The following is a 26,274-nucleotide window of genomic DNA, read 5'->3' on the forward strand; positions in this document are numbered from 1 at the left end:
GGGCGCGGCGCCTGACGGGGCATCAGATGCCTTCGGGCATCGCCTCGCCGCCGAGCGCTTCGATCAGCGCCGGGATGAACTCGGCGAAGGTCAGCATCATCAGCGTGAAGCTGGCGTCGAGCTGGCCGAGCGCATCTTCGCCGCCGTCCTGCTCCGCCTTCTCCTGCAGCATGTCTTCGAAGCGCAGGCGCTTGATCGCCACCTTGTCGTCGAGGACGAAGGACAGCTTGTCCGACCAGGCCAGGGACAGCTGGGTGACCAGCTTGCCGGAGGTCAGGTGCAGCTGGATTTCCTCGCTGGTCAGGTCCTGGCGTTTGCAGCGCACCACGCCGCCGTCTTCGTGGGTGTCGCGCAGTTCGCACTCGTCGAGCACGAAGAAGTCGCCGGCGGCTTCCTGGGTCTTCACCCAGTCGGTCAGGGTGGCGGTCGGCGCGGTCTTCACGGTCAGCGGTCGCACCGGCAGCGAACCCAGCGCCTCGCGCAGGGTGGAGAGCAGGTCTTCGGCCTTCTTCGCACTGGAGGTGTCGACCAGGATCAGGCCGAGGCTCGGCGCGATGGCGGCGAAGGTCACCGAGCGGCGGATGAAGGCGCGCGGCAGCAGGGTCTGGACGATCTCGTCCTTGAGCTGATCACGTTCCTTCTTATAGACCTTGCGCATCTGCGCCGCTTCGATCTCGTCGACTTTCTCTTTCAGCGCATCGCGCACCACGCTGCCGGGAAGAATGCGCTCTTCCTTGCGCGCGCTGACCAGGAAGAAGCCTTCGCTGGCATGCACCAGCGGAGCGTCCGGGCCCTTGCCGAACGGCGCGGAGAAACCGTAGGTGGTCAGTTCCTGGCTGGCGCAGGCGCGCGCCGGCTTGCTGGCCAGGGCCTTCTCCAGGGCATCGGCGTCGATCTGCAGATCCTGGGTGAGGCGGTATACGAGCAGGTTGCGGAACCACATGAGGGGCTAACTCCTGGACACAAAGGACCCATTATTCCGTTCGGCGCGGTTCAGGCCAACCCCGTTTCGTCATTCGCTCTCGTCCTCTAAGCCTTTGGAACATCTGAAAATTTTTTTCATCCGGGGGCTTGCCAGGTTCAAATGTCCTCCGTAGAATGCGCCCCACTTCGAGACGAAGGGTGATTAGCTCAGCCGGGAGAGCATCTGCCTTACAAGCAGAGGGTCGGCGGTTCGATCCCGTCATCACCCACCACTCGAGGTCCGACGCAGCGGTAGTTCAGTCGGTTAGAATACCGGCCTGTCACGCCGGGGGTCGCGGGTTCGAGTCCCGTCCGCTGCGCCACATTTCAAAGAGCCCTCAGGTAGCAATACCTGGGGGCTTTTTCTTTGCCTGCGATTTTTCCCTTAAAAATCTGCCGAGCCTGAGTCGGCGAATGCGGGCTGGCCGTCAGACTTATCCTGTTAATTTTCTTATAAGTTTGGTGTGGGAACTTCTCTCCCAGCCGTGGTTCCTATTGCCCATAGCCACTGGCCACGAGCGCCTGATAAGCTCGCGGCTTCATCACTTCAGCCATGACGGCGCAAAGACAAGGATTCAGCATGAAACAACATCGGTTGGCGGCAGCGATCGCGCTGGTCGGCCTGGTTCTCGCGGGCTGCGACAAACAGGCCGCCGAAGTGGAACTCAAGACGCCTGCGCAGAAAGCCTCCTATGGCATCGGCCTGAACATGGGCAAGAGCCTCGCCCAGGAAGGCATGAGTGACCTGGATTCGAAAGCCGTCGCCCTGGGCATCGAGGATGCCGTTGGCAAGCAGAAGCAGAAGCTGACCGACGAAGAGCTGACCGAGGCCTTCACCGCCCTGCAGAAGCGCGCTGAAGAGCAGGTTGCCAAGAAGAATGCCGAGGCCCTGGAAGCCGGCAAGAAATTCCTCGCGGAAAACGGCAAGCGTGACGGCGTGGTCACCACCAAGTCCGGCCTGCAGTACGAAGTCGTGAAGAAAGCCGACGGCCCGCAGCCCAAGGCCACCGACGTAGTCACCGTTCACTACGAAGGCAAGCTGGTCGATGGTACGGTCTTCGACAGCTCCATCCAGCGTGGCAGCCCGATCGACCTGCCGGTTGGCGGCGTGATCCCGGGTTGGGTCGAAGCCCTGCAACTGATGCACGTCGGCGAGAAGATCAAGCTGTACATCCCGAGCGAGCTGGCCTACGGCGCCCAGAGCCCGAGCCCGACCATTCCGGCCAACTCCGTCCTGGTATTCGACCTGGAGCTGCTGGCCATCAAGGACCCGAACCAGCCTGAGGCCGACGCTCCGGCCCCGGCGGCAGAAGCGCCCAAGAAATAACTGAGTACCTTCGTACCAGTGAGAGCGCCCCGTGATCCACGGGGCGTTTTCGTTTCTGCGCCAAGCGCTCTGGAACGGCGCGCTGACCGTCGGGTCTGAAAGGGAGTAACCTTTGGCCCGGTGTTACCCTTATGCACATATTTGACGCAGTTGAAACAATCGCCTCCCCTTGACATTGCCGGGCCCTTCGCATAGCCGCAACTGCATGATTTTTAACGCATTTACAGGGGTGAACAAAAAATCGCCGATCTGTCTGCAACCCTCATGGCGCGGGCGTTTGGGCGATATCGTGGGTGGCTTTCAACAGAGTTATCCACAGGAAAGGTGGATAACCTGAACCTGCCCTGTGCGAATTTTCCTATCGAGGTGAGTCGATGAAAAAGCCTCCGGGATTCGATCGTTTCCTGAAGCTGGCCAGCCGGTTTATCGCCGGCGGCCGGGTGCCTGCGCTGCTGTTCGCCGTGGCGCGCAAGAGTGGCCGGGTGAAGCTGGCGAAGACCGATCTGAAGCTGCTGCAGGAATTGCTGGTGGCCTGGGTGCGTGGCGATTACCGCGGCATCAGTTCCCAGGCGCTGGTATCCGTGGTGGCGGCCTTGCTGTACTTCCTGTCGCCGGTGGACCTGATTCCGGACTGGCTGCTGGGTGTCGGCTTCCTCGATGACCTGGCGGTGCTCGCCTGGGTCGTGCGCCGCTGGCAGTCGGAAATCGATGCGTTCAAGGTCTGGCGCGATGCGCAGGGGGTGGAAACCCGCGAAGCCCTGAAACAGTTGCCGCCGCCGGAGGCCATTCAGCGCCTCTGACGCAGCCGCGCGCTCTGCTCGCCCAGCAGGCGCTGGATGGAGCCGTCCTCCACCAGGGCCTGCAGCACGGCATCCAGGCGTTCGGCAGGTATCGGCAACGCCGGGCCATACGAGCAGTAGATGGAATAGCGCTGCACGTTGCTGCGGCTGATCGCCACCGGCAGGTCGTGATGCTGGGCGAGGAGAAATTCCAGCGGCCGACGCATATCGATCAGCGCCTCCAGGCGACCGGCTTCGAGCATGTGCAGGCGGGTATCCAGGTCACGCACATCCACGCGCTTCGCCCGGCCTTCGGCAAAGGCCTGCATCAGCGGGGCAGGGTAGACGTAGCCAAGGCTGGTGCCGATGCGGACGTCGTGCAGCCGGGCGAGGTCTTCCATAGGGGGCGCGTCCACCCGCTGGGCCAGTGCGTCCTCTTCTTCGAACAGGCTGGGCGACCAATGCAGTTTTTCCGGCGCCTTCATCCACTGCGGGTTGTTGATGCACAGCAGGTGGATAGTGCCCTGGGCGAGTGCCGTTTCGGCGCGCTTGTCCGGCATTTCCACGAAGCGAACCTCGAGCCCCAGACGCTGTCCGACGGTTTCGCCCAGGTCGCGGATGAAGCCAGGTGCCAATTCATGGTCGATACTTTCCGCGTAGGGCATGCCATTGCTTGGCGAATAGCCCCAGCGAAGTTCCTCGGCGCCACACAGGGCGCTGGCCAGGCAAAGGCAGAACGGAAGGAAACGCTGCAAGTCGGTCCCCTGGTCTGGTGGCATGGGCGCTGCGCAGTATAGCCGGCACAGGCGCGCATCAGGCTGTTAAGATGGCCGCCTGCAAGGAGTGTTGTCATGAACGTTCAAGTCATCATGCGTGACGGCGAAGCGGAGTACGCCGTGGTTCCCTGGGCCGACTACCAGGCCCTCCTGGCCGCCGCCGGCCGCGGTGTCGCCCAGGTCGTCAAGCCGGTTGCCGCCCCGGCATTCGACGAGAAGCCGGACTGGAAAACACTGCGCGAAGCCCGCGGCCTGTCCATCGAGACGCTGGCGCGGGCGGTGGGCATCAGCCCGTCCTACCTGGGGCAGATCGAGAACGGCGAGCGCGAAGCCAGCGACGCCATCCAGCATGGCCTGCGTCGTGCCCTGGGCACTGGGGAGTCGGCTTCTTGAGCGTGCAGATCAGTCGCAAGCATTGGGAAGGCCTGCTCGGCGAGCTGGAAGATGCCCGCCGCCAACGCCATCTGCTCACCTACCGGGCGCTGATCGAGCGCCTGCAACTGCCGACCCCGGCGATGACCGTGCTGACCGCCGCACTGGAACATCTGGCGGCGCTGGATGCGCGGGCCGGCCGTCCGCTGCGCAGCTCGCTGGTGATCAGCCAGGGCGCCAGCCGCCTGCCGCGCACCGGCTTCTTCGAATACGTCGAGCGCCTCGGCCGATTCTCCGGCGCACCGGATGGCCCCGCCGCCGCCGGCTGGCATGCGGCTGAAGTGGTGCGCGTATTCGAGTTCGAGTACCCCGAGGAGCCCTGAGGTGGCAACGCCCCGCGAGCTGTTCTGGCGCCTGCGCGCGCGGTTGAGCTACGCCGTGGCGCGGCGCCTCATGGGCTGGCCCTGGATGGTTCGCCAGCCGCGCGCCTGGGCCTGGATGCAGGGCCAGTTCGCGCGCATGGCCGCGCTGGGCGATGTTGGCGCACAGAGCTTCTATGGGCATCTGCTGCTGTTTCGCGGGCAGGGTTTTGGCGCCCGCGAGGAGGGCCTGCGGCTGTTGCGCCTTGCGGCGGCGGCCGGCGATGACAAGGCCGCCTACCAGGTGGGCGTGCAATCACTCAAGGGCGACACCCGTCACGCCGGCGATGCGCAGGAAGCCGCGCGCTATTGGGCGCAGGCCGCCGAGGCGGGCCACCCGCTGGCGGCGCGCAAGCTCGGCGAACTGTACCGCAGCGGGGGCCCTGGTCTGGTGCCTGATGAGGGCCAGGCCGAGCGCTACGAGGCGCGCGCCCGCCAGCTGGGCCTCTGACTCACTCGGCGGTGAGGATGTGCAGGCTGTAGCCGGGCATGTTCTTCGCGTGTCGCTTGGCCTCCGACGCCAGCCCCGCGAGTTGGCTGGCATCCAGCCGCTGCCCAGCGCCGCTCTTCACGTGCACCACGCCGATCGACAATGACAGCAGCGGATATTCCTCGCGCCGGCCCTGGCGGTTGTGCGCGACGAAGCAGCCTGCGTCCAGATGCTCGCGGTTGTAGAAGCGCCGGCACTGGCCCTGGAAATCCTCCAGCAGGTGATTGAGCCGTTCGCGCCAGTCCTGCGTGCCCAGCACCAGCATGAAATCGTCGCCGCCGATGTGGCCGACGAAGTCCCGCGTCGGGTCCACGCGCTCGCCCAGGCACTGCGCCAGGCAGAGCAGCACTTCATCGCCACGGGCGTAGCCATAGAGGTCGTTGAAGGGCTTGAAGCTGTCGATGTCGACGTAGCACACCACGGCTTCGCGGCCCTGTTGCAGCAGGCGCGACAGACACTGCTGGATCGGCACGTTGCCCGGCAGCAGGGTCAGCGGGTTGGCGTGGCGGGCCTGGCGGATCTTCAGTTCGGTGATCAGCTTGAGCACGTCGATCACCCGGCCCAGGCCGAGGTAGCGGCCGTTCAGGGTGATGATGAAGTCCTCCTCGATGCGTTGCCGCGCGCGGCTGGTGAGCAGGCGGCTGACCTGCTGCAGCGACTGGCTGCGCTCCACCGCGAGAAAGTCCTCGCTCATCAGCCGGCTGATCGGCTTGCGCGCATACAGCTCCGGTGCGAAGGGCTTGAGCAGGGCATCCGACAGCGCATGGCGATGGACGATGCCCACCGGCTGTTCGTCGCGGTTCAGCACCGCCAGGGAGTTCAGGTTGGCCTGGGCGCGGAAGGCTTCCAGCACGTCGCCGATGGGCGTGCTGTCGCGCACCGCCGGCTGCTCCAGCAGTAGGGGTTCGAGGTCCGACTGGTCCTCGGCGAGCAGGGCGCCGGCGCTGTCGACTTCCGGGAGCAGGGCGCGGGCATCGCGCGGAGGGGATTCGTTGGGGCGGCCGAGCAGGTAGCCCTGCACCAGGTCCACGCCCATTTCCGAGAGCACCGCCAGTTCTTCGGCAATCTCGATGCCTTCGGCGATCACCTGGGCGCGGGAGGCGTGGGCCATCTTCAGGATCGAGCCGACGAACTCGCGCTTCACCGCATCCAGGTGGATGCCTTCGATGAAATGGCGGTCGATCTTCACATAGTCCGGGCGCAGTTCGGACCACAGGCGCAGGCTGGAATAGCCGGCGCCCAGGTCATCGAGGGCGATGGAGAAGCCCATGGCGCGGTAGTGGTGCAGCGCCGTGTCGAGCAGGGTGAAATCCTCGATGGGCGTCTGCTCGGTCAGCTCGATCACCACGTCGCTGGGCGAGATGCCGAAGGTCTGCAGCAGTTGAAGCGTGCGGCCGGGCTGGTGGGTCGGTTCCAGCAGCGACTCCGGCGAGACGTTGAGGAACAGCTTGCCCGCCAGCTTCAGGTCGCGGAAACGCGCGCAGGCCTTGCGCCGGCAAAGCAGCTCCAGCTGGCTCAGACGACCGCTGCTGCGGGCGATGCTGAACAGCGTCAGCGGAGAGTGCAGCGGGCCGTTGGACGGGCCGCGTGTAAGGGCCTCGTAGCCCACCAGGCGCCGTTCCGACAGCGACAGGATGGGCTGGAACAGGCAGTGCAGGTCGCCGTGAGCGAGGATCTGGTCCAGCGCGCTCAACTGCTCGGTGACGGTCATGACGGTTCTCGGTGGCTGGAAAAGCAAAGGGCCGGTTTCCCGGCCCTGTGCATTTCACGACAGTGTCATGACTGTTTGATGTCACCCGATCAGTGTTTGGCCACCTGAGAATCCAGATTCAGGTAATCGATCAGGATATGCCCGGATTCGGTGAGGTAGGCGTCGTCCTGCGGCTTGGTCTTGTCCTCTTCCGGCAGGGCGTTCTCGTCTTCCTTCTTCAGCTCCTTGAGCGGTTCCTGGCCCTTGGATTTGCGCAGGGCGTTCTCCATGGCCAGTTGACGGTTCTCGATGCTGGTCTGCTGGGCGCGACGCTTGGCTTCGTTGAGGCTGACGGTCTTTTCCTTCATCAGCTCCTGGGCCAGGGCGAGGCGCTCGCGGGCGTAGACGAAGTCCGCGTTGTGCTCGGTGCGCGCATCGTGACGGGTGCGCAGCTGGTCGAGGAACGGCTTGAACGGATCGGCCTGAGCCTTCAGCGCGGGCTTGATGGTGTCCCACGGCATCGAGTCGGGCAGGGCGCTTTCGCCGATTTCCTTGTCGTCGACGATGGACGGGTAGCTGATGTCCGGGATCACGCCCTGGTGCTGGGTGCTCTGGCCGGAGACGCGGTAGAACTTGGCCAGGGTCAGCTTCAGCTCGCCATGGTTCAGCGGCTGGATGGTCTGCACGGTGCCCTTGCCGAAAGTCTGGCCACCGACGATGAGCGCGCGATGGTAGTCCTGCATGGCGCCGGCGAAGATCTCCGACGCCGAGGCGGACAGGCGGTTGACCAGCACGGTCATCGGGCCGGTGTAGTAGGCCTTGCCTTCGTCATCGTTGAGCACGTCGACGCGGCCGTCGCTGTTGCGCACCAGCACGGTCGGGCCCTGGTCGATGAACAGGCCGGTCAGCTCGGTGGCTTCCTGCAGCGAGCCGCCGCCGTTGTTGCGCAGGTCGATGACGATGCCGTCGACCTTGTCCTTCTGCAGTTCGCCGATCAGCTTCTTCACGTCGCGGGTGGTGGACTTGTAGTCCGGATCGCCGGCGCGGTAGGCCTTGAAGTCGAGGTAGAACGCCGGCACGTCGATGATGCCCAGCTTGTAGTTCTTGCCTTCGTGGTCGATGGTGATTTCCGACTTCTTCGCCGCCTGGTCTTCCAGCTTCACCGCCTCGCGGGTGATGGTGACGATCTTGCTGGTCTGGTCGTTCGGCGCGTTGGTCGAGGGGATCACCTCCAGGCGGACCTGCGAGCCTTTCGGGCCGCGGATCAGCTTGACCACTTCATCCAGGCGCCAGCCGACCACGTCGACCATCTCGCCCTTGCCCTGGGCGACGCCGATGATCTTGTCGGAGGTGGCGATCTGCTTGCTCTTCTCAGCGGGGCCGGCCGGTACCAGGCGCACGACCTTGACGTAGTCGTTGTCGCTCTGCAGCACGGCGCCGATGCCTTCCAGCGAGAGGCTCATGTTGATGTCGAAGTTTTCCGCGCTGTCCGGCGACAGGTACTGGGTGTGCGGGTCGTAGGTCTGCGCGAAGGCGTTGATGTAGGCCTGGAAGATGTCTTCGCTGCGGGTCTGCTCCAGGCGCATCAGCTGGTTCTTGTAGCGCTTGGTCAGCTGTTCCTGGATGGCCTTGTTGTCCTTGCCGGCGATCTTCAGGCGCAGGACCTCGTCCTTCACCTTCTTGCGCCACAGCTCATCCAGCGCGGCGCTGTCCTTCGCCCAGGGCGACTTCTCGCGGTCGATTTCCAGCGTTTCGTCGGTGGTGAAGTCCATCTTGTCGACGCCCTTGTTCAGGGTTGCCAGGGCGAAGTCCAGGCGCTCCTTAAGGCGATCGAGGTGACGCTTGTAGATGGTGAAGCCGGGCTCCAGCTCGCCGCTCTTGAGGAAGTCGTCGAACTGGGTGCGCCAGGGCGCGAACTGGTCGATGTCGGCGGCGGTGAAGTACATGCGCGCCGGATCGAGGGTCTTGAGGTAGCTGTCGTAGATTTTTGCCGAGCGCTCGTCGTTCAGCGGCGGCTTGTTGTAGTGATGGCGCTTGAGCAGCTCAACGATGTTGAGGCTGGCGATCACCTGATCCCGGTCTGGTTGCAGGCCGTCCCAGACGTTCGGGCTGGTGGTCGCTGCGAACGAGGAAAGGGCGGTTGCGCCGAGGATGAACAACAGGGCGGTACGGGGCAAAAATCGCTTCATGCTGATTCGACTGATCGCGGAGTTATGACGCATATTAGGCCGTAATTGGCGGCGCCGGGTTCAATCGCAGGTGAATTCGGCGCAGAAAAAGGGCCCGACCATACGGAGCGGGCCCTGCGAAGTCACTATGGAGGCAGCGTGAACGCATTGCAAGGTATCGAAGGGCGAGTGGAATGGGCTGAGCGCGCCAATCCGACTTGTGCGCAGGGGCAGATCCGCATCCAGGTCGCGGCGGCCGGGCTCAACCGCGCCGACCTGCTGCAGGTGGCCGGCCATTATCCGCCGCCGCCGGGGGCGAGCGACGTCATCGGCCTGGAATGCGCCGGCGTGGTGACCGAAGTCGGCGCCGGCAGCACCTGGCAGGTGGGCGACCGCGTGTGTGCGCTGCTGGCCGGCGGCGGCATGGCCGAGCAGGTGGTGGTGGACGAACGCCATGCGCTGCCGGTGCCCGCGGGCCTGAGCCTGGCCGAAGCCGCCGCGCTGCCGGAGGTGTACGCCACGGCCTGGCTGAACCTGTTCATGCTCGGCGCGCTGCAACCGGGCGAGAAGGTGTTGCTGCACGCGGGCGCCAGCGGTGTGGGTTCCGCCGGCATCCAGCTGTGCAAGGCGTTCGGCAGCCCGTGCTGGGTCAGCGTCGGGTCCGCCGACCGCCTGGCCTACTGTGAAGCGCTGGGGGCCGAAGGCGGCGCGCTGCGCGGCGAGAGCCTGGAATCGCTGCGGGATTTTGCCCCGTTCGACGTCATCCTTGATCCGGTGGGCGCGAATTACGCCCAGCTGGACCTGGAAATCCTCGGCCGCGACGGACGATGGGTGGTTATCGGGCTGATGGGTGGTCGCAAGGCCGAGCTGGACCTCGCCCTGCTGCTGGGCAAGCGTATCCAGCTGATCGGCTCCACCCTGCGCTCGCGCGATGCCGACTACAAGGCGCGACTGATCGCCGAGCTGGGGCAGAAGGTCTGGCCGCTGTTCGAATCCGGCCAGCTCAGCCCGCAGCTGGAGCGCACCTTCCCGATCCGGGATGCACAGAGCGCCTTCGATGCCCTGGCGAGCAACCAGGTACAGGGCAAGGTGGTGGTGCTGATCGACGAGAGCCTGAGCTGAGGCTCGGCGAGCCAGCTCGCGCCTGCAGAACCGCAGATGAAAAGGGCCGCTTCCGCGGCCCTTTTCCATTGCGCGACGTCACTTCCAGTTGAGGACGTCCCAGCCCATCTTCTGCGCGTGTTCCAGCAGCACCGGGTCAGCGTTCACCACGTGCGGCTTGCCCACCAGCTTGAGCAGCGGCAGGTCGTTGCGCGAGTCGGAGTAGAAGTGCGCCTCGGCCAGTTGGCTGTCGTCGCCTTCGAGCAGGTCGAGCAGGCGCAGCACCTTGCCTTCGCGGTAGGTGAGCACGCCGACGGTGCGACCGGTGTAGTGGCCGTTCACCACCTCCAGGTCAATGGCCAGTACCTCGTCGATGCCGATGCGTTCGGCGATCGGTTGCACCAGGTGCACGCCGGAGGCGGAGATCACCAGCGGGCGGTCGCCGCCCTCGCGATGGCGGGCGAGGGTGGCGCAGGCGTCGCTGTGGATCAGCGGTTCGATCACGTCCTCGACGAAGGTGCCCACTTCGCGCTCGATTTCCTCCACGCTGCGCCCGGCCATCGGCTCCAGGGTGAAGGCCATGTAATCCTCCATGGGCAGCTTGCCCTGCGCGTACAGCGCCATCAGTTCGGCGTCGCGCTTGAGGAACGACTCCGCGTCCACCCAGCCCAGATCGGCCATGCGCTGGCTCCACAGGCTCGCGCAATCGCCGTCGATCAGGGTGTCGTCGAGGTCGAATATCACCAGGGCCATCAGGCCACCTCCCGAATGCTTTCACTATCGATTTGCAGGCCGAGCTGGGTGCCGGCCGGGTAGAGGCGCTCGGCGCTGCGGTTGAGGACGTCCACGGTCAGCTCGACGCCATTGGCGTCGACCCGGTAGCGGATCACGTTGCCCAGCAGGCTGTGGGAGAGTACCCGAACCGGGATGCCTTCGCCCGGCTCCACGCTCAGGCGCAGGGATTCGGGGCGGATCGCCACCTGCTGGCGGAACGGCCGGTCCAGCAGCCTGGTGGCCTGGGCGGCATCGAGCAGGTTGTAGTTGCCGATGAAGCCGGCGGCGAAGGCGTTCTCCGGCGCGGTGTAGAGGGTTTCGGCGTCGCCGCTCTGGACGATGCGCCCGGCGTTCATCAGCACGATGCGGTCGGACAGCGTCAACGCTTCTTCCTGGTCATGGGTGACGAACACCGTGGTCAGTTTCAATTCCTGCTGGATGCGGCGGATCTGCTCGCGCAGGTGCTTGCGGATGCGCGCGTCCAGCGCCGACAGCGGCTCGTCGAGCAGCAGCAGGCGGGGGCGGGTGACCAGCGAACGGGCCAGGGCGACGCGCTGGCACTGGCCGCCGGAAAGCTGGTGCGGGTAGCGCGCGGCCAACGGGCCGAGCTCGACCATCTCCAGGGCCTCGCGCACGCGCTGGGCCGACTCCGCCGCCGGTACCTTCTGCATGCGCAGGCCGAAGGCGACGTTCTGCTCCACGGTCATGTTGGGGAACAGCGCGTAGCTCTGGAACACCATGGCGATGCCGCGCTTCTGCGGGCTCTTGGGCACGATGTCCTCGCCATCGAGCAGGATGCGCCCGCTGTCCACCGCGGTGAGGCCGGCGATGCAGCGCAGCAGGGTGGACTTGCCGCAGCCGCTGGGGCCGAGCAGGGTGACGAACTCGCCGCGCTCGGCGGCGAAATCGATGTCCTGGAACACCGTGGTGGTGCCGTAGCTCTTGTTCAGTGTCTCGACGCTGAGGAAGCTCATGCCTTGTCCTTGCTTAAACGGTTCGCCGCCCAGGTGAGCAGCAGGACGAAGAGGAAGTAGGAAACCACCACCGCGCTGGTGTAGTGGCCGCTGCTGTTGCGCATGTTGTTGAGGAACACCTGCAGCGTTTCGTAGCGGGTGCCCACCAGCAGGTTGGCGAAGACGAACTCGCCAATGAGGAAGCTGAAGGACAGGAACAGCGCCACCATCAGGCCCTTGCGCAGGTTCGGCAGCACCACCAGCAGGGCGGCCTGCCAGGTGCTGGCGCCGAGCAGGTGGGCGGCGTCCATCAGGTCGTGCAGGTTGATCGCCTGCAGGTTGTTGCTGATCGCCCGGTACATGAACGGCAGGGCGATGGTGAAGTAGCAGCCGATCAGGATCCACGGCGTGCCCACGATGGGCACCGGGCCCGAGGCATAGAGCTGCAGCAGGCCCACCGACGACACCACTGGCGGCACCGCGAAGGGCAGCAGGATCAGCACGTTCATCAGCGCGTCCAGGCGCGGGAAGTAGTAGTGGATGACGAACATCAGCGGCAGCACCAGCACCACGCTGAGGATCAGCGCGCCGAAGCACACCAGCAGCGACTGGCCGAAGGCGACGAGGAAGCGCGGGTCGCTCCACAGGGTCAGGAACCACTTCAGGGTCAGGCCGTCCGGCAATACGCTGGCGCTCCACGAGGTGGCCAGCGAGTAGAGCAGGGTGGCGGCCAGCGGCACCAGCAGGATGAGGAACAGCGCGTAGACCACCACGCGGTGGTACAGCGAACGTGGGTCTGCCATCAGTCATTTCCTCTGTTGCGACGGAGCCAGTTATTGCGCAGGGCGAGACGCGAGGAGGGTGGTTTGGTCATTCCAAATGAGCGACGAGCAACGCTGCACTGCGCAATAGCTGGCCCGTCCCTTCGGGTTGCGCCAGAAAGCGGCCCATGCCGCGTTGCAGCCTTTGCCAAGGGAATGCCATTGGCGGCAGGCTGCGCCTTGCCTGGGCCACTTTCTGGCGGCAACGCAATCAGAGGAAATGACTGATGGCAGATCCTATTTCGCGACATGGTAGCTCCGGCGCAGCAGCCACTGGTGGGCCAGGGTAATGATGCTCATCAGGCCGACCAGCACCATCGCCAGCGCACTGGCCAGGTTCGGGTCGAGGAACACGTCGCCAGAGACCAGCCCGGCGATGCGGATCGGCACCACGTTGAAGTTGCCGGTGGTCAGCGAGTAGACCGTGGCGTAGGCGCCCAGCGCGTTGGCCAGCAGGATGACGAAGGTGCCCAGCAGGGCCGGCGTCAGCACCGGGATGCCGATGTACCGCCAGAACGCCCAGTGGCTGGCGCCCAGGAGAGCGGCGGATTCGCGCCAGTCCTCGCGCAGGGCGTCGAAGGCCGGGTAGAGCAGCATCACCCCCAGGGGAATCTGGAAGTAGGTGTAGAGGATGATCAGGCCGGTCTTCGAGTAGAGGTTGAAGTCCTCGATGATCCCCGCCTGTTTCAGCAGCAGCGTGATCGCGCCGTTGAAGCCCAGGATGATGATGAAGGCGAAGGCCAGCGGCACCCCGGCGAAGTTGCTGGTCATGTTGGCGAAGGCCATCACGAAGTCGCGCAGCTTGCTGTCCACCTGGCGCAGCGAGTAGCTGCCGAGGATGGCGACGAACAGCCCGATCAGGCTCGACCACACCGAGATTTCCAGGCTGTAGCGGATCGCCTGCCGGTAGAACGGCGAGCCGAAGATCTCGCCGAAGTTGGCCAGGCCCCAGCCGTCGCCCGTGCGCACGCTGTTGATCATCACCCACAGCAGCGGTGCGAGCTGGAAGGCGAAGAAGAACAGCGCGAAGGGCAGCAGGCAGAGCAGGGCGAAGAGTTTTCCGGTGTTCGATCTCATGCCTTGAGCAACTCCCGGCAGACCGGTTTGTCGTGGGCGGCGCCGAGGATCTCGCACAGCGTGCCGCAGAGTTCGACCTGGCGTGGGCGCGCCTGGTCATCGAGGCTGAACGCCTCGCCGAAGACGAACAGCGGCACTTCGCGCTCCTCGGCAAGGATGCCGCCGTGGCTGCGGTCGTCGTTCATGCCGTGGTCGGCGGTGACCATCACCTGATAGCCGGCAGCCAGCCACTGGTGCAGGTATTCGGAAAGGATGATGTCCACGTGCCGCGCGCTGTTGCGATACTGTGGCGTACCCAGGCCGTGCTTGTGGCCGGCGTCGTCGATGTTCATCGGGTGCACCAGCAGGCAGTTGGGCGCATGCCGGCGGCGCAGCGACTCGGCGTCGGTGAACAGGTGCGAGTCGGGGTAATGGTCGGTCCAGTAGAAGTGGCCGTGCTGGATCGGCAGGGATTGGTCGTCGGTATGCCGGTCGCGCGCCGGGTCGAAGGGCGTGCGGTTGTACAGCTCGCTGACCCAGTGGTAGGCCGTGGCGGCAGTGGTCAGGCCGGCGTCGCGGGCGTAGTGGAACAGGCTGCGCTGGTTGGACAGGCGCGACACATCGTTGTGCAGGATGCCGCTGTCGATGGGGCGCACACCGGTGAGGATGCATTCATACAGCGGGCGCGACAGCGAGGGCAGCTCGCATTCGAGCCGGTACAGCTGGCCGCGGCCGGCGTTGCACAGGGCCTGCAGGTGGCCCATGCAATCGTGGGCGACGCTGTAGTTGAGGCCGTCGAGGACAACCAGGATGACGTCGTGGCGCATGGGGCGGGGCCTTCGTCGAAACGCGGCCGCCCCGGCGCGAACCGGGGCGGCTGGGCGTCATTGCATGTTGATGATGACGTTTTCCTGCCACAGGCGCGGCAGACGCTTGGAGGTTTCTTCCCAGGCCTTGGCGTCCTTGATCGGCTGGGCCTTGGCGTACTGCTCGTTGGGCAGCAGCTTGGCCTTCACGTCCGCCGGCAGGGTCAGGTGCTCGGCGCGGATCGGCCGGGCGTTGCCCTTGGCCAGGTTGATCTGCCCGGCGTCGCTGAAGATGTACTCGCGCGCCAGCTTCGCGGCGTTCGGGTTCTTCGCGTACTTGTTGATGATGGTGGTGTAGCCGGAGATCACCGAACCGTCGGAGGGGATCAGCACTTCGAAGCGCGACGGGTCGATCTGGTCGCGGTAGCTCAGGCCGTTGAAGTCCCAGACGATGCCGACTTCCACTTCACCCTTCTCCAGGGTGTTGATCACCGGGTTGGTCAGCGACAGGCGGCCCTGCTTGGCGAGCTGGGCGAAGAACTCCAGGCCCGGCTTGATGTTCTTCTCGTCGCCGCCGTTGGCGATGCTGGCGGCCAGCACGCCGTTGACCGCCTGCGCCGCGGCGCTGACGTCACCGATGGTGACCTTGTACTTGCCCTTGAGCAGGTCGGCCCAGCTGTGCGGCACGTCCTTCACCAGTTGCTTGTTGACGATGAAGGCGATGGTGCCGGTGTAGGCCAGCGCCCAGTGGCCGTCCTTGTCCTTGGCCCACTCCGGCACCTGGTCCCAGGTGCTGGGCTTGTAGGGCTGGCTGACGTCCATCTGGATGGCGATGGGGCCGAAGGCGGCGCCGACGTCGCCGATGTCGGCGCTGGCGTTTTCCTTCTCGGCCTTGAACTTGGCCAGTTCCTGGGCCGAGCTCATGTCGGTGTCCATGTGCTTCAGGCCGTACTTGCTTTCCAGGTCCTTCCAGGTGTCTTTCCAATTCGCCCAGCTATCGGGCATGCCCACGCTGTTGACCTGGCCCTCCTTGCGGGCGGCGGCTTCCAGCGATTGCAGATCGGCGTTGGCCGCCATGGCGAGGCCACTGCCCAGGGCAATGGCCGATCCCAGCAGTGAAGCAAGCAAGCGTTTCATTCGGTGCTCCTTCGGTTTTGGTGTTTTCAAACGTGGTCTAGATCAGCAAGACGCAGGCCAATCTAAGCAAGGCGGATGACAGTTTGATGTAAGCCGCTGGCGCGCTGACCCGGCCGCGCGCTGCCAGCGAGTCGTCGGGGAAAAGCGTAGACCATCGCCAATACCGCGATTCGCCTGGGCTACGCTGGTGTCGTTAACTGGCATGGCGGCTGCTTGAAAAGGCATTGTCACGGGACGGTCATCGGGTTTTCCTAGGATGAACGTGCCCCGGCTGGGGAAGGAAATGCCCTGTTCTGGGGCTGGACTAGTCCAAAAGAGGGAAACGAATGCGCGATACGGCGCTACCCACGGTGACGGCGATCTGCCGCGCCCTGATCGAACAGATCGACAGCGGCCTGCTCAGCGCCGGCGGCAAGCTGCCGGCCGAACGCAAGCTGAGCGAGCTGTTCGACACCACGCGGATCACCCTGCGCGAGGCGCTGGGGCAGCTGGAGGCGCAGGGGCTGATCTATCGCGAGGAACGCCGCGGCTGGTTCGTCTCGCCGCCGCGCCTGTTGTACAACCCGCTGGTGCGCAGCCACTTCCACGCCATGGTGGAAGGGCAGGGCCGGCTGCCGGCAACCGAAGTCCTCTCGGCCCGCCAGGTGCCCGCCAGCGCGGCGATCTGCGAACTGCTGGAGTTGCCGGCGCTGTCCAGCGTCTACCAGATCCGCCGCGTGCGCCGGGTGGATGGACGGTTGGTGCTCTATGTCGAGCACTACCTGAACCCGGCGTACTTCCCGGGCATTCTCGACAGTGACCTGACCTGTTCGCTGACCGAGCTGTACGCCAGCCGCTACGACATCCGTTACGGCCGCGTACGCTTCGACATGGTGCCCACCGCCCTGCACGGCGAGGCGGCCAGCGTGCTGCGCGTCGCCGAGGGCAGCCCGGCGCTGCGCATCACCCGCATCAACGGCGACCAGCACGGGCGCATCATCGACTGCGACCTGGAGTTCTGGCGGCACGATGCCATTCACGTAAGCGTGGAAGTGCCGGATTGACCCTCTGGCGCTGAACCAGACGTGTAGGAGCGAGCTTGCTCGCGAACCGCCCAACGACGTCACTGCCGGTTTGCCCCCTCTCCCCAGCCCTGGCTGCGCGCCCCGCTCCGAAGGGAGAGGGAGTAGATCGGTGTGCCTTGATGCTTTTGAGTCAACCGGCGAGCTCTCAACTTTCCGCACGTTCAAGACAGTCCCCTCTCCCTTCAGGGAGAGGGTTAGGGAGAGGGTGTATCAGGCAACTCCGACGCTTCACGATTCGCGAGCAAGCTCGCTCCTACGAAAAGCAGCTGCCGTCAGCGATCCGGGTTCCACTCCGGATAAGCCGGAATCCCGTCCTGCGCCAGCCACGGCCGATCATGGGACACCCAGATATGCCGCATCGGGCGCGCGCCCGGGTCGTCGTCCAGGCTGGCCACGCGGACGATGACGTGGAGCTGGCCGGCGCGCTCGGCGATCAGTTGCGTCCCGCAGCGCGGGCAGAACTTGCGCAGCTTGCCGGGCGACGATTCGTACGCCGCCACCTTGTCCTCGCCGCGGGTCCAGCGGAAGTGTTCGCGCACTACCCCGGCGGTGCTGGCGAAGGCTGCCGAGTGGGCTTTCTGGCAGGTGCGGCAGTGGCAATGGCCGATGGGCATGTCCAGGCCGTCGATCTCATAGCCGATGTCGCCGCACAGGCAGCTTCCGGTGATTGGCATGGCTGGCTCTCCTCGTGGACTCTCCAGAAACAAAACGCCCGGCGGGTGCCGGGCGTTCGGGTCAGGGCAGGTCGGCGCTGTCGTAGAAGGCGCTGAGGACCTTGGCCAGGTAGTGCAGGTCCTGGCTGCCGGCCAGTTCGCGGATGGAGTGCATGGCGAAGGTCGGCAAGCCGATGTCCACGGTGCGCACGCCGATCTGGCTGGCGGTAATCGGGCCGATGGTGGAGCCGCAACCCATGTCGCTGCGGGTCACGAAGCTCTGCACCGGCACTTCGTTCTCCAGGCACAGGTGGCGGAAGAACCCGGCGGTCTCGCTGTTGGTGGCGTAGCGCTGGTTGCTGTTGATCTTGATCACCGGGCCGCCGTTGAGCTTCGGGCCGTGGTTGCCGTCGTGCTTGTCGGCGTAGTTGGGGTGCACGCCATGGGCGTTGTCGGCGGACACCAACAGCGAGCGCTGTACGGTGCGGGTGAAGGCGTCGCCCTCGGGCAGCAGGCGGCGCAGCACTTGCTCGAGGAACGGGCCGTCGGCGCCGCAGGCGGAGCAGGAACCCACTTCTTCGTGGTCGGTGCAGACCAGCAGACCGCTCTGCTCGTCACTGCTGCCCAGCAGCGCTTGCAGGCCGGCGAAGCAGGACAGCAGGTTGTCCAGGCGGGCGCCGGCGATGAAGGCCTGGTCGAGCCCGATCACGGCGGCGCGCTGGGTGTCGTAGAAGCTCAGCTCATAGTCGAGGATGGCGTCGGCGGTGATGCCGTGCTCCAGCTGCAGCTGTTCGCCGAGCAGGTCGCGGAAGTCGCGGGTCTCGCCGGCGGCGACCTGGGCGAGGATCGGCGGCAGTTCGGTCTGCGCATTGATCGACCAGCCCATGTTCGCTTCGCGGTTGAGGTGGATCGCCAGGTTGGGGATCACCGCGATGGGCGTCCTGAAGTCGATCAGCTTGCTCTCGACCTTGCCGGCCAGGCGGAAGGTGACGCGGCCGGCGAGGGACAGGTCGCGGTCGAACCAGGGCGCGAACAGCGCACCGCCATAGACCTCGACACCCAGTTGCCAGTAGCCGTTGCGCACCAGTTCGGGGTTCGGCTTGACGCGCAGGCAGGGGCTGTCGGTATGCGCGCCGACCAGGCGCAGACCGTTCTCCAGCAGCGGCGCGGTGCCGAGCTTGAAGGCGATCAGCGAGGAGTCGTTGCGGGTGACGTAGTAGCGGCCGCCGGCCTCGGTGCGCCAGGCGTCGCGCTCGTCCAGGCGCTGGTAGCCGGCCTCTTCGAGGCGCCGGGCGAGGGCCTGGGTGGCGTGGAACGGGGTGGGGGAGGCCGCGAGGAAATCGATCAGGCCCTGGTTGAGTTCTGTACGCATGGGTAACTCCGGACAGCGAATGGCCGGAAGTTTAACGTAAATGCACGATTCTGCGGCCTGGGGCTCTTCGTAGGAGCGAGCATGCTCGCGAACCCACCCGAGCTCCGGCGTCAGTCACGTTCGCGAGCAAGCTCGCTCCTACAGGGCCGCCGGAAAGTGAGGCGCCCGTAGGAGCGGACTTCGTCCGTGATCAGTTCCGGCTGCTCCGAGCTGGCCGGCTAAGCATCGCGGACAGCGTCCGCTCATACAGTGACGCTCCAGCGCTCGGGGCTGCCCTCACCCTAACCCTCTCCCGGAGGGAGAGGGGACTGTTCGGTGCAGGATGAAACTACAGCGTCCGCCGGCACAATCTGCTCCCTCTCCCTCCGGGAGAGGGCTGGGGTGAGGGGAAAGCGTCGGCACAAACCTGCCAGAAGGAAGACAGTCGCTCCGGCAACAGCCGAAGCCGTCAGACTGCTCCCTCTCCCTCCGGGAGAGGGCTGGGGTGAGGGGGAAGCGTCGGCACAAACCTGCCAGAAGGAAGGCAGTCGCTCCGGCAACAGCCGAAGCCGTCAGAACGGCGCGGGCGATTCGAAGCGCAGGCGCTCGCCGGTCTGCGGGTGGGTCAGGGCCAGCATGCTGGCGTGCAGGCACAGGCGGTCGCGCAGGGTGAGGGCTTCGCCTTCGGCGTACAGGCGGTCGCCCAGCAGCGGGTGACCGATGCTCAGCATGTGCACGCGCAACTGGTGGGAGCGGCCGGTGATCGGCGTGAGCTCGACGCGGCTCCAGTTGCCGTGGCGCTCCATCACCCGCCAGAAGGTCAGCGCATGGCGGCCCTGCTCGAAGTCCACCACGTGGCGCGGCTTGGTCGGTGGGTCATAGCGCAGCGGCGCTTCGATTCGCCCGCTGTCCAGCTCGGGTTCGCCCCAGCACAGCGCGGTGTAGGCCTTCTCGGTCTCGCGGTCGTGGAACTGGCGGGACAGCTCGCGGTGGCTGTCGGCATCGCGGGCCAGCACGATCAGGCCGGAGGTTTCCCAGTCCAGGCGGTGGACGATGCGCGCTTCCGGATAGCCGTTTTCCTGCAGGCGGGTGATCAGGCAGTCCTTGTTGTCGTCCGCGCGGCCGGGCACCGAGAGCAGCAGGGTGGGCTTGTTCACCACCAAGAGGGCGGCGTCCTCGTGGACGAATTCGATCTGGGAAAGCGGCATGGAAGCTCGTAGGCGAATAAAAAGGACAGAAATGACTGCGGCGGCCGAGGCCGCCGCAGGTTCACCCAAGCCGGATCAACGCTCCGGCAGGGTGATGTTGAGTTCCAGGATCGAACAGCTGCCCTGGTTGGCCAGCTCGACCTGGACTTGTTCCTGGTCGATGGGCACGTATTTGCGGATCACTTCCAGCAGGTCTTTCTGCAGCTGCGGGAGGTAGTCCGGTTGCGAACGGTTGCCGCGCTCATGGGCGACGATGATCTGGAGTCTTTCTTTCGCGATAGAGGCGCTGGATTGCGACTTCCGGCTGCGGAAGAAATCTAAAAGGCTCATTCACGTCCTCCGAACAGTCGTTGCAGGAATCCTTTCTTCTGCACGTCGAGGAAGCGGTGGGGCATGTCTTTGCCCAGCAGCCGCTCGACGGCGTCGCTGTACGCCTGGCCGGCATCGCTTTCTTCGTCGAGGATGACCGGTACGCCCTGGTTGGATGCCTTGAGCACCGCCTGGGATTCCGGGATCACGCCGAGCAGACGGATGGCCAGGATTTCCTCGACGTCCTCGACGCCGAGCATTTCGCCCTTGGTGACGCGCTCGGGGTTGTAGCGGGTCAGCAGCAGGTGCTCCTTGATCGCTTCCTCGCCTTTCTCGGCGCGGGCGGATTTGCTCGCCAGCAGGCCGAGCATGCGGTCGGAGTCGCGAACCGAGGAGACTTCCGGGTTGGTCACGACAATCGCCTCGTCGGCGTAGTACATGGCCAGGTGGGCACCTTTCTCGATGCCGGCCGGGGAGTCGCAGATCACGTAGTCGAAGGACTGCTTGAGTTCTTCGATGACCTTGCCGACGCCTTCCTGGGTCAGGGCGTCCTTGTCGCGGGTCTGGCTGGCGGCCAGCACGAACAGGTTTTCGAGGCGCTTGTCCTTGATCAGGGCCTGGGTCAGGGTCGCTTCGCCGTTGATGACGTTGACGAAGTCGTACACCACGCGGCGTTCGCAGCCCATGATCAGGTCGAGGTTACGCAGGCCCACGTCGAAGTCGACGATGACGGTCTTGTGGCCGCGCAGGGCCAGGCCGGTGCCGATGGCTGCGCTGGTGGTGGTTTTACCGACGCCACCCTTACCGGAAGTGACTACGAGGATCTTGGCCAAGGTGATTCACCCCAAAGAAAAAACGAAGAATTCTGGTCCCTGAAAGTCGCGGCAGTATCCGTTAAAGGCGGGTGATGTTCAACACGTCACCCGACAGGCTGACGTGCACCGCCTGCCCCCATTGCGGACTGCGTCGAAGGTCTTCGGCGACCTTGTAATTACCAGCGATGGACACCAGTTCGGCGGCCAGTTGCTGGCAGAAAATACGTGCGCTGGTATCGCCCTTGACGCCTGCCAGGGCGCGGCCGCGCATCGGACCGTACACATGGATATTGCCGTCGGCGAGAAGTTCCGCACCCGGGCTGACAGGGGCGAGCACGATCAGGTCGCCGCCGGCGGCGTAGATCTGCACGCCGCCACGCACCGGGCTGGTCACCAGCTTGGTCGGTCGGACCACCGGTGCCGGCGGCTCGGCCGGCTTTTCAACCGCAGCCTCCGGCGCGGTTTCCGCCGCGTCGGCAGACTTTTCCTCGACCGATGCAGCCGGTTTCTCGGCTTTGGCTTCCTGGGCGTTGTCGGAGGGCCTGGCGGCGGGCGCCTGGGCCTGTGCGCCCGCGTCGGCGGCCTGCTCGACCACCTTTTCCGCGAGCTTCTCGCCCCGTGGGCGACGAACCGGCGCGGCGCCGGTCACCTGCGGCACGGCATCCCTGGCCTCGACCACGCGCTCGCGGGAGGAGCCGGACGGCGGCAGCACCGGGATATCGAACATGGTCGCCAGGCGGATGTCTTCCTCGCGGCTGGCGCGAATGGCCAGGGTGCGCAGGCCGTGACGGCGGCAGATGTCCAGCACGCCCTGCAGGTCGAGCTGGCCTTCGCCGTCGGGGAGCTTGTCCAGCGCCAGCACCAGCGGTGTGTCGCGGAAGAAGTTGGGCGCCTGGGCAACCTTGTCGGCGAGCTGGCGATCCAGGCGCGGCAGGTCATTGTGGGCCAGTTCCAGGACGGTGACGGCCAGCATGCTGCCCTTGAGCTGGAATACGGGATCGTGGTCGAGAAGGTCAGCTTGGCTCATGGTCGGACTGCGTCGTCAAAATGGGTGGACTTATAGCGGACCGCCCCGGCAGCCGCAAGCGTGGCCGAGTGCTAGGCAACGCTTGCGGCGCAGGACGTGTCGGCAAGGTAGAATGTCGGGCTTTGATCGTCACCGGAAAGTTCCATGGACCGCCCCACCTTTCGCCGAGAATTCCTCCATCCCCGCCACTGGCCGCTCTGGCTCGGCCTTGGCGTGCTCTGGCTGGTGGTGCAACTGCCGTACTCGGCGTTGCTGGGCCTGGGCCGCGCGCTGGGAGCGGTGATGTACCGCGTAGTCGGCAGCCGCCGGGCGATTGCCGCGCGCAACCTGGAGCTGTGCTTCCCGGAGCTGTCTGCCGGCGAGCGCAAGCGTCTGCTCAAGGAAAACTTCGCCTCCACCGGTATCGCCTTCTTCGAGATGGCCATGAGCTGGTGGTGGCCCAGGGCGCGGCTGGCCAGGCTCGCCCACATCGAGGGCCTGGAGCACCTGAAGAAGGCCGAGGCCGAGGGCAAGGGCGTGATCCTCATGGCCGCGCACTTCACCACGCTGGAAATCGGCGCGGCGCTGCTGGGCCAGGTGCAGACCATCGACGGCATGTACCGCGAGCACGACAACCCGCTGTTCGATTTCGTCCAGCGCACCGGCCGCGAGCGGCACAATGCCGACGCCACCGCCATCGAGCGCGAAGATGTGCGCGCGATGCTCAAGGTGCTGCGCGCCGGCCGCGCCATCTGGTACGCGCCGGACCAGGACTACGGCGCCAAGCAGAGCCTGTTCGTACCGCTGTTCGGCATCCAGGCCGCCACCGTCACCGCCACCACCAAGTTCGCGCGCCTGGGCCGCGCGCTGGTGCTGCCGTTCACCCAGTCGCGCCTGGCCGATGGCTCGGGCTATCGCCTGACCATCCATCCGCCGCTGGAAGACTTCCCCGGCGAGAGCGAAGAGGCCGACTGCATTCGCATCAACCAGTGGGTTGAAAGCGAGATTCGCCGCCAGCCCGAGCAATACCTCTGGGCGCACCGGCGCTTCAAGAGCCGCCCCGAGGGCGAGCCGAAGCTCTACGCCAAGAAGAAGTGACGCTCCGGCGGGCTACGCTGGAAACGACGCGACAAGGATCTGTGCCGTGACCGACTCCGCCATTGCCCCTGCCACTCCCCACGAATCGCCGGCTGTCACCGGCCTGATCCTCTCCGGTGGCGGCGCGCGGGCGGCCTACCAGGTCGGTGTACTGGCCGCCATTGCCGAGCTGTTGCCGGAGGGCGCGGAGAATCCCTTCCCGGTGATTGTCGGCACCTCCGCCGGCGCCATCAACGCCGTCGGGCTGGCCTGCGGGGCGCTGTCCTTCACCGCCGCGGTGGAGCGCCTGACCAAGGTCTGGAAGGGCTTTCGCACCGGCCAGGTGTACCGCGCCGACTGGCCCGGCGTGTTCAGCCAGGCCTTCAGGTTTCTTGGCCACAGTCTGCTGGGGCTGGGCAAGCGCGAGCCGGTGGCGCTGCTCGACAGCACGCCGCTGCGCTACCTCCTCGAGCGGGAACTGGACCTCTCCGGCATCGCCGCGGCCGTGCGTCGGCGCAATCTGCGGGCGGTGGCGGTCACCGCGTTCGGCTACGAATCCGGACAGGCGGTGACCTTCTACCAGGGCCGCGCGACCATCGATCCCTGGCTGCGTCATCGGCGCATCGGCGTTCCGACGCGGCTGCAGATCGAGCACCTGCTGGCCAGTTCGGCGATCCCGTTGCTGTTCCGCCCGGTGAAGATTTTCCGCGAGTATTTCGGCGACGGGGCGGTGCGCCAGCAGGCGCCGATCAGCCCGGCGCTGCACCTGGGGGCCAACCGCGTGCTGGTGATCGGCGTCAGCGGCAACCCCACGGTGGGCAGCGCCAACGAGCAGGTGGCCAACTACCGCACGGGCCAGCCGCCGAGCCTGGCGCAGGTGGGCATCCACCTGCTCAACAGCACCTTCATCGACAGCCTCGAGGGTGATATCGAACTCTTGCACCGCATCAATTTCCTCAGCTCGCTGGTGCCCGAAGAGGCGCGCCGCGCGACGCTGGGACTGGCGCCGGTGGATGTCCTGCTGATTTCGCCGAGCCGGCCGCTGGACGAGATCGCCGCGCAGTATCGCCACGAGCTGCCGCGCGCGCTGCGCCTGTTCCTGCGCGGGCCGGGCGCGACCAAGGCGAGCGGGGCAGGGGTGCTCAGCTACCTGTTGTTCGAACCGGGGTACTGCAACGCGCTGATCGAGCTGGGCTACCGCGATGCCATGGAAAAGCGCGCGGAGATCGCGCGCTTCCTGGGGATGGAGGATTGGTCGCTGTAAACCGCAGAGGTCTGTAACAGCGGACCTTGTCCGCTGATCGCGGGCATGGCCCGCTCCTACAGAAGGCCGGCGAGGCTTCAGACGGCGAATACACCGTCGCGGTAATCGCGCAGGGCCTGTTCGATTTCCTCGCGGCTGTTCATCACGAACGGGCCGTACTGCACGATCGGCTCGTTCAGCGGCTTGCCGGCCAGCAGCAGGACGCGCGCGCCCTGGTCGCTGGACAGGCGGATCTCATCGCCCTGGCCCAGGCGCACCAGGCGGTTGGTGGCCACGGTGTCGTCGCCACGCTCGCCCGGCACCTGCAGCGAGCCTTCGTAGACGTACAGCATGACCCGATGGCCCGCCGGAATGCGCGGCGCCACGGCGGCGCCTGCCGGCAGCACCAGGTCGTAGTAGTGCGGCTCGGTGCCCGGCCGCTGCACGGCGCCATCGATGGCGGTCTCGCCGTCGTCGAAGCGCCCGGCGATCACGGTCACGCCGACGCCCTGCGCGGTGGTCACCCGCGGCACGTCTTCGGGCTCGATGTCGCGGTAGCCGGCCGGGGCCAGCTTGTCCTTGGCCGGGAGGTTCAGCCACAGCTGGAAACCGCGCATGGCGCCTTCCACCTGCTCGGGCATCTCGCTGTGGATGATGCCGTGGGCTGCGGTCATCCACTGCACGCCGCCGGGTTTGAGCAGGCCGGTGTTGCCCAGGTGGTCCTCGTGGCGCATGCGCCCCTCGAGCATGTAGGTTACGGTCTCGAAGCCGCGGTGCGGGTGCGCGGGGAAGCCGGCGATGTAGTCGTCAGGGTTCTGCGTGTCGAACTGGTCGAGCATCAGGAACGGGTCGAAGCGTTCGATGCCCGGGCCGCCGATCACACGGGTCAGGCGCACGCCGGCGCCGTCGGAGGCCGGGTGGCCGATGTGCTGGTCGATCACGGTACGTAAGCGGGTCATGGGGACCTCCTTGATCTGTGAATGGAGATCATCCTAGTCCCATTGGATGGATAAATGGTTGCGAGTTTTTCAGTTTAACTATCGATGGATTCGATTGTTGGTCGCGAAGAAAACCGCCGCCCGAGGGCGGCGGTGCCGTGTCACTCCTGGATTTGCAGGCGCCGGGCTTCGGTGTAGAAGTAGCGCAGCTTCTCGTACTCGAAGGGCGTGTTCATCTGGCCGTAGCGGAAGCCGTTGCTGTAGCGCTTGTCGATGATCTCCAGCACCGGCAGTTCCCAGTACTCGCGGCTCAGCTCGGAGTAGTTAAGGTAATTGACCTCGCGGGCGGCGATGAAGTCGGTGACCAGGCCGCCGGTGTCGCGCAGGTTGGAGGGGCCGAGGATCGGCAGCATCACGTACGGGCCTTCGGGCACGCCCCAGTAGCCCAGGGTCTGGCCGAAGTCTTCGCTGAGCTTGGGCAGGCCCATGGCGGTGGCCGGGTCCCACAGGCCGCCGATGCCGATGATGGTGTTGAACAGTAGCCGCGCGGTGCTGTTGGCCGCGCGCTCGGGCTTGAGCTGGGCGACGCTGTTGAGCAGCGTCGGCACTTCGCCCAGGTTGCTGAAGAAGTTGCTCACGCCGGTGCGCACGAAGCGCGGGGTGACGTATTCGTAGCCGTGCACCACGGGCAGGAATACCCACTCGTCGAAGCGGTAGTTGAAGTGGTAGATGCGGCGGTTCCACGACTCCCAGGGGTCGTAGACGTTGAGCGCGTCGAAGGTGGCGCGCTCGAACTCGCGCTGGTCGAGGCCGGGGTTGAACTTCAGGGCGTCCAGCGGGTGCTTGAAGCCGTCGTCGTCCGGCGCCATGTCGAAGGCGGTGGTGGTCGGCGTGCTGACCGGCTGCGGCGTCTCGGCCTGGGCGAAGCCGCAGGCCAGCAGCAGGGCGAGGGTCCAGGAGTGGCGTGATGGCATGGCG

27 protein-coding genes and 2 tRNA genes are annotated in these 26,274 nt (G+C 65.8%); 11 read left to right on the top strand and 18 right to left on the bottom strand.

Translation table 11 applies throughout. From position 1 onward, the window contains the following. Positions 1-22: 22 nt before the first annotated feature. Positions 23-943 (bottom strand): recombination-associated protein RdgC, encoded by a 921-nt coding sequence (gene rdgC, locus N0B71_RS16115; protein ID WP_259753557.1) that lies wholly within the window; start codon positions 941-943, stop codon positions 23-25. Positions 944-1,120: 177 nt separating this feature from the next. Between rdgC and N0B71_RS16120 the strand changes: the two genes are divergently transcribed. The 4 genes from N0B71_RS16120 (at position 1,121) to N0B71_RS16135 (ending at position 3,090) form a co-directional block, all read left to right on the top strand. After that, positions 1,121-1,196, top strand: a tRNA-Val gene (locus tag N0B71_RS16120). 13 nt (positions 1,197-1,209) lie between these two features. Beyond that, positions 1,210-1,286: transfer RNA gene (locus N0B71_RS16125), tRNA-Asp, on the top strand. A gap of 257 nt (positions 1,287-1,543) precedes the next feature. Beyond that, a complete protein-coding gene (locus N0B71_RS16130; protein ID WP_259753559.1) occupies positions 1,544-2,290 on the top strand; it encodes an FKBP-type peptidyl-prolyl cis-trans isomerase in 747 nt (248 codons plus the stop codon). A gap of 374 nt (positions 2,291-2,664) precedes the next feature. Further along, positions 2,665-3,090 carry a YkvA family protein gene (locus N0B71_RS16135; RefSeq protein WP_259753560.1) on the top strand — a complete coding sequence of 142 codons (426 nt, stop codon included), beginning with the start codon at positions 2,665-2,667 and terminating at the stop codon, positions 3,088-3,090. Here N0B71_RS16135 and N0B71_RS16140 read toward each other — a convergent pair. Continuing rightward, the gene (locus N0B71_RS16140; protein ID WP_442964614.1) at positions 3,078-3,848 is read right to left on the bottom strand and encodes a substrate-binding periplasmic protein; all 771 of its coding nucleotides are present in this window, start codon (positions 3,846-3,848) and stop codon (positions 3,078-3,080) included. The two genes, N0B71_RS16135 and N0B71_RS16140, sit on opposite strands and share 13 nt — an antisense overlap. Before the next feature lie 72 nt (positions 3,849-3,920). Between N0B71_RS16140 and N0B71_RS16145 the strand changes: the two genes are divergently transcribed. The 3 genes from N0B71_RS16145 (at position 3,921) to N0B71_RS16155 (ending at position 5,087) form a co-directional block, all read left to right on the top strand. After that, positions 3,921-4,238 carry a helix-turn-helix domain-containing protein gene (locus N0B71_RS16145; protein WP_259753563.1) on the top strand — a complete coding sequence of 106 codons (318 nt, stop codon included), beginning with the start codon at positions 3,921-3,923 and terminating at the stop codon, positions 4,236-4,238. Next, complete coding sequence (locus tag N0B71_RS16150) at positions 4,235-4,600, top strand: hypothetical protein (RefSeq protein ID WP_259753565.1); 366 nt, start codon at positions 4,235-4,237, stop codon at positions 4,598-4,600. The genes N0B71_RS16145 and N0B71_RS16150 overlap by 4 nt, the downstream gene beginning before the upstream one ends. Positions 4,601-4,670: 70 nt before the next feature. Then, complete coding sequence (locus N0B71_RS16155) at positions 4,671-5,087, top strand: sel1 repeat family protein (protein ID WP_259759587.1); 417 nt, start codon at positions 4,671-4,673, stop codon at positions 5,085-5,087. A gap of 1 nt (position 5,088) precedes the next feature. On the opposite strand, the gene N0B71_RS16160 is transcribed toward N0B71_RS16155, so the two are convergent. Further along, entirely contained in the window at positions 5,089-6,837 is a 1,749-nt protein-coding gene (locus N0B71_RS16160; RefSeq protein WP_259753566.1) for a bifunctional diguanylate cyclase/phosphodiesterase, read from the bottom strand. Between the two features lie 89 nt (positions 6,838-6,926). After that, the gene (locus N0B71_RS16165) at positions 6,927-9,005 is read right to left on the bottom strand and encodes a carboxy terminal-processing peptidase (RefSeq protein WP_259753568.1); all 2,079 of its coding nucleotides are present in this window, start codon (positions 9,003-9,005) and stop codon (positions 6,927-6,929) included. 138 nt (positions 9,006-9,143) lie between these two features. Here N0B71_RS16165 and N0B71_RS16170 point away from each other — a divergent pair, with 138 nt between their 5' ends. Beyond that, the gene (locus tag N0B71_RS16170; protein WP_259753570.1) at positions 9,144-10,106 is read left to right on the top strand and encodes an NAD(P)H-quinone oxidoreductase; all 963 of its coding nucleotides are present in this window, start codon (positions 9,144-9,146) and stop codon (positions 10,104-10,106) included. Positions 10,107-10,184: 78 nt separating this feature from the next. Here the strand turns inward: N0B71_RS16170 and N0B71_RS16175 are convergent, their stop codons facing one another. The 6 genes from N0B71_RS16175 to N0B71_RS16200 form a co-directional block, all read right to left on the bottom strand. Continuing rightward, complete coding sequence (locus N0B71_RS16175) at positions 10,185-10,838, bottom strand: HAD family hydrolase (protein WP_259753572.1); 654 nt, start codon at positions 10,836-10,838, stop codon at positions 10,185-10,187. Then, positions 10,838-11,833: an ABC transporter ATP-binding protein gene (locus N0B71_RS16180; protein ID WP_259753573.1), complete on the bottom strand. Its 996-nt coding sequence runs from the start codon at positions 11,831-11,833 to the stop codon at positions 10,838-10,840. The genes N0B71_RS16175 and N0B71_RS16180 overlap by 1 nt, the downstream gene beginning before the upstream one ends. After that, the gene (locus N0B71_RS16185; protein ID WP_259753575.1) at positions 11,830-12,615 is read right to left on the bottom strand and encodes an ABC transporter permease; all 786 of its coding nucleotides are present in this window, start codon (positions 12,613-12,615) and stop codon (positions 11,830-11,832) included. The genes N0B71_RS16180 and N0B71_RS16185 overlap by 4 nt, the downstream gene beginning before the upstream one ends. Positions 12,616-12,870: 255 nt before the next feature. Continuing rightward, a complete protein-coding gene (locus N0B71_RS16190; protein ID WP_259753577.1) occupies positions 12,871-13,710 on the bottom strand; it encodes an ABC transporter permease in 840 nt (279 codons plus the stop codon). Continuing rightward, positions 13,707-14,516: an alkaline phosphatase family protein gene (locus N0B71_RS16195; protein WP_259753579.1), complete on the bottom strand. Its 810-nt coding sequence runs from the start codon at positions 14,514-14,516 to the stop codon at positions 13,707-13,709. The genes N0B71_RS16190 and N0B71_RS16195 overlap by 4 nt, the downstream gene beginning before the upstream one ends. A 57-nt stretch (positions 14,517-14,573) precedes the next feature. Continuing rightward, complete coding sequence (locus N0B71_RS16200; protein ID WP_259753581.1) at positions 14,574-15,632, bottom strand: ABC transporter substrate-binding protein; 1,059 nt, start codon at positions 15,630-15,632, stop codon at positions 14,574-14,576. Between the two features lie 326 nt (positions 15,633-15,958). Between N0B71_RS16200 and N0B71_RS16205 the strand changes: the two genes are divergently transcribed. Then, the gene (locus N0B71_RS16205; RefSeq protein ID WP_259753583.1) at positions 15,959-16,675 is read left to right on the top strand and encodes a UTRA domain-containing protein; all 717 of its coding nucleotides are present in this window, start codon (positions 15,959-15,961) and stop codon (positions 16,673-16,675) included. A 293-nt stretch (positions 16,676-16,968) separates the two neighbouring features. On the opposite strand, the gene N0B71_RS16210 is transcribed toward N0B71_RS16205, so the two are convergent. The 6 genes from N0B71_RS16210 to minC all read right to left on the bottom strand — a co-directional run bounded on the left by N0B71_RS16210 (position 16,969) and on the right by minC (position 22,059). Next, positions 16,969-17,370, bottom strand: a complete 402-nt coding sequence (locus N0B71_RS16210; RefSeq protein WP_259753585.1) for a GFA family protein — start codon at positions 17,368-17,370, stop codon at positions 16,969-16,971. A 61-nt stretch (positions 17,371-17,431) separates the two neighbouring features. Further along, entirely contained in the window at positions 17,432-18,721 is a 1,290-nt protein-coding gene (locus N0B71_RS16215; RefSeq protein WP_259753587.1) for a M18 family aminopeptidase, read from the bottom strand. Positions 18,722-19,272: 551 nt separating this feature from the next. Beyond that, positions 19,273-19,908 (bottom strand): RluA family pseudouridine synthase, encoded by a 636-nt coding sequence (locus tag N0B71_RS16220; protein ID WP_152221710.1) that lies wholly within the window; start codon positions 19,906-19,908, stop codon positions 19,273-19,275. A gap of 75 nt (positions 19,909-19,983) precedes the next feature. Further along, a complete protein-coding gene (gene minE, locus N0B71_RS16225; protein WP_017522035.1) occupies positions 19,984-20,238 on the bottom strand; it encodes a cell division topological specificity factor MinE in 255 nt (84 codons plus the stop codon). Then, positions 20,235-21,050 carry a septum site-determining protein MinD gene (gene minD, locus N0B71_RS16230; protein ID WP_259753594.1) on the bottom strand — a complete coding sequence of 272 codons (816 nt, stop codon included), beginning with the start codon at positions 21,048-21,050 and terminating at the stop codon, positions 20,235-20,237. The genes minE and minD overlap by 4 nt, the downstream gene beginning before the upstream one ends. Before the next feature lie 61 nt (positions 21,051-21,111). Further along, entirely contained in the window at positions 21,112-22,059 is a 948-nt protein-coding gene (gene minC / locus N0B71_RS16235) for a septum site-determining protein MinC (RefSeq protein WP_259753596.1), read from the bottom strand. Positions 22,060-22,203: 144 nt separating this feature from the next. On the opposite strand from minC, the gene N0B71_RS16240 reads away from it, so the two are divergent. Both N0B71_RS16240 and N0B71_RS16245 read left to right on the top strand, forming a co-directional pair. Beyond that, positions 22,204-23,136 carry a lipid A biosynthesis lauroyl acyltransferase gene (locus N0B71_RS16240; protein ID WP_259753597.1) on the top strand — a complete coding sequence of 311 codons (933 nt, stop codon included), beginning with the start codon at positions 22,204-22,206 and terminating at the stop codon, positions 23,134-23,136. A gap of 61 nt (positions 23,137-23,197) precedes the next feature. After that, entirely contained in the window at positions 23,198-24,379 is a 1,182-nt protein-coding gene (locus N0B71_RS16245; protein WP_259759589.1) for a patatin-like phospholipase family protein, read from the top strand. A 77-nt stretch (positions 24,380-24,456) separates the two neighbouring features. Here N0B71_RS16245 and N0B71_RS16250 read toward each other — a convergent pair whose 3' ends face one another. Then, the gene (locus N0B71_RS16250; RefSeq protein ID WP_259753600.1) at positions 24,457-25,317 is read right to left on the bottom strand and encodes a pirin family protein; all 861 of its coding nucleotides are present in this window, start codon (positions 25,315-25,317) and stop codon (positions 24,457-24,459) included. Positions 25,318-25,457: 140 nt separating this feature from the next. Next, positions 25,458-26,270 carry an MlaA family lipoprotein gene (locus N0B71_RS16255; protein ID WP_259753602.1) on the bottom strand — a complete coding sequence of 271 codons (813 nt, stop codon included), beginning with the start codon at positions 26,268-26,270 and terminating at the stop codon, positions 25,458-25,460. Between the last annotated feature and the right edge of the window lie 4 nt (positions 26,271-26,274).

The sequence above is a fragment of the Pseudomonas sp. GCEP-101 genome, assembly GCF_025133575.1.
Classification (GTDB): domain Bacteria; phylum Pseudomonadota; class Gammaproteobacteria; order Pseudomonadales; family Pseudomonadaceae; genus Pseudomonas; species Pseudomonas nitroreducens_B.

Bases quoted from the DNA above. Each gene is read 5' to 3' on its own strand.
- N0B71_RS16130 (WP_259753559.1), top strand. From the start codon at position 1,544: ATGAAACAACATCGGTTGGCGGCAGCGATCGCGCTGGTCGGCCTGGTT.
- N0B71_RS16160 (WP_259753566.1), bottom strand. From the start codon at position 6,837: ATGACCGTCACCGAGCAGTTGAGCGCGCTGGACCAGATCCTCGCTCAC.
- N0B71_RS16165 (WP_259753568.1), bottom strand. From the start codon at position 9,005: ATGAAGCGATTTTTGCCCCGTACCGCCCTGTTGTTCATCCTCGGCGCA.
- N0B71_RS16210 (WP_259753585.1), bottom strand. From the start codon at position 17,370: ATGCCAATCACCGGAAGCTGCCTGTGCGGCGACATCGGCTATGAGATC.
- N0B71_RS16190 (WP_259753577.1), bottom strand. From the start codon at position 13,710: ATGAGATCGAACACCGGAAAACTCTTCGCCCTGCTCTGCCTGCTGCCC.
- N0B71_RS16180 (WP_259753573.1), bottom strand. From the start codon at position 11,833: ATGAGCTTCCTCAGCGTCGAGACACTGAACAAGAGCTACGGCACCACC.
- N0B71_RS16205 (WP_259753583.1), top strand. From the start codon at position 15,959: ATGCGCGATACGGCGCTACCCACGGTGACGGCGATCTGCCGCGCCCTG.
- N0B71_RS16135 (WP_259753560.1), top strand. From the start codon at position 2,665: ATGAAAAAGCCTCCGGGATTCGATCGTTTCCTGAAGCTGGCCAGCCGG.
- N0B71_RS16145 (WP_259753563.1), top strand. From the start codon at position 3,921: ATGAACGTTCAAGTCATCATGCGTGACGGCGAAGCGGAGTACGCCGTG.
- minE (WP_017522035.1), bottom strand. From the start codon at position 20,238: ATGAGCCTTTTAGATTTCTTCCGCAGCCGGAAGTCGCAATCCAGCGCC.
- minC (WP_259753596.1), bottom strand. From the start codon at position 22,059: ATGAGCCAAGCTGACCTTCTCGACCACGATCCCGTATTCCAGCTCAAG.
- N0B71_RS16200 (WP_259753581.1), bottom strand. From the start codon at position 15,632: ATGAAACGCTTGCTTGCTTCACTGCTGGGATCGGCCATTGCCCTGGGC.
- N0B71_RS16155 (WP_259759587.1), top strand. From the start codon at position 4,671: ATGGGCTGGCCCTGGATGGTTCGCCAGCCGCGCGCCTGGGCCTGGATG.
- N0B71_RS16195 (WP_259753579.1), bottom strand. From the start codon at position 14,516: ATGCGCCACGACGTCATCCTGGTTGTCCTCGACGGCCTCAACTACAGC.
- N0B71_RS16185 (WP_259753575.1), bottom strand. From the start codon at position 12,615: ATGGCAGACCCACGTTCGCTGTACCACCGCGTGGTGGTCTACGCGCTG.
- N0B71_RS16255 (WP_259753602.1), bottom strand. From the start codon at position 26,270: ATGCCATCACGCCACTCCTGGACCCTCGCCCTGCTGCTGGCCTGCGGC.
- N0B71_RS16215 (WP_259753587.1), bottom strand. From the start codon at position 18,721: ATGCGTACAGAACTCAACCAGGGCCTGATCGATTTCCTCGCGGCCTCC.
- N0B71_RS16140 (WP_442964614.1), bottom strand. From the start codon at position 3,848: ATGCCACCAGACCAGGGGACCGACTTGCAGCGTTTCCTTCCGTTCTGC.
- N0B71_RS16240 (WP_259753597.1), top strand. From the start codon at position 22,204: ATGGACCGCCCCACCTTTCGCCGAGAATTCCTCCATCCCCGCCACTGG.
- rdgC (WP_259753557.1), bottom strand. From the start codon at position 943: ATGTGGTTCCGCAACCTGCTCGTATACCGCCTCACCCAGGATCTGCAG.
- N0B71_RS16250 (WP_259753600.1), bottom strand. From the start codon at position 25,317: ATGACCCGCTTACGTACCGTGATCGACCAGCACATCGGCCACCCGGCC.
- N0B71_RS16220 (WP_152221710.1), bottom strand. From the start codon at position 19,908: ATGCCGCTTTCCCAGATCGAATTCGTCCACGAGGACGCCGCCCTCTTG.
- N0B71_RS16175 (WP_259753572.1), bottom strand. From the start codon at position 10,838: ATGGCCCTGGTGATATTCGACCTCGACGACACCCTGATCGACGGCGAT.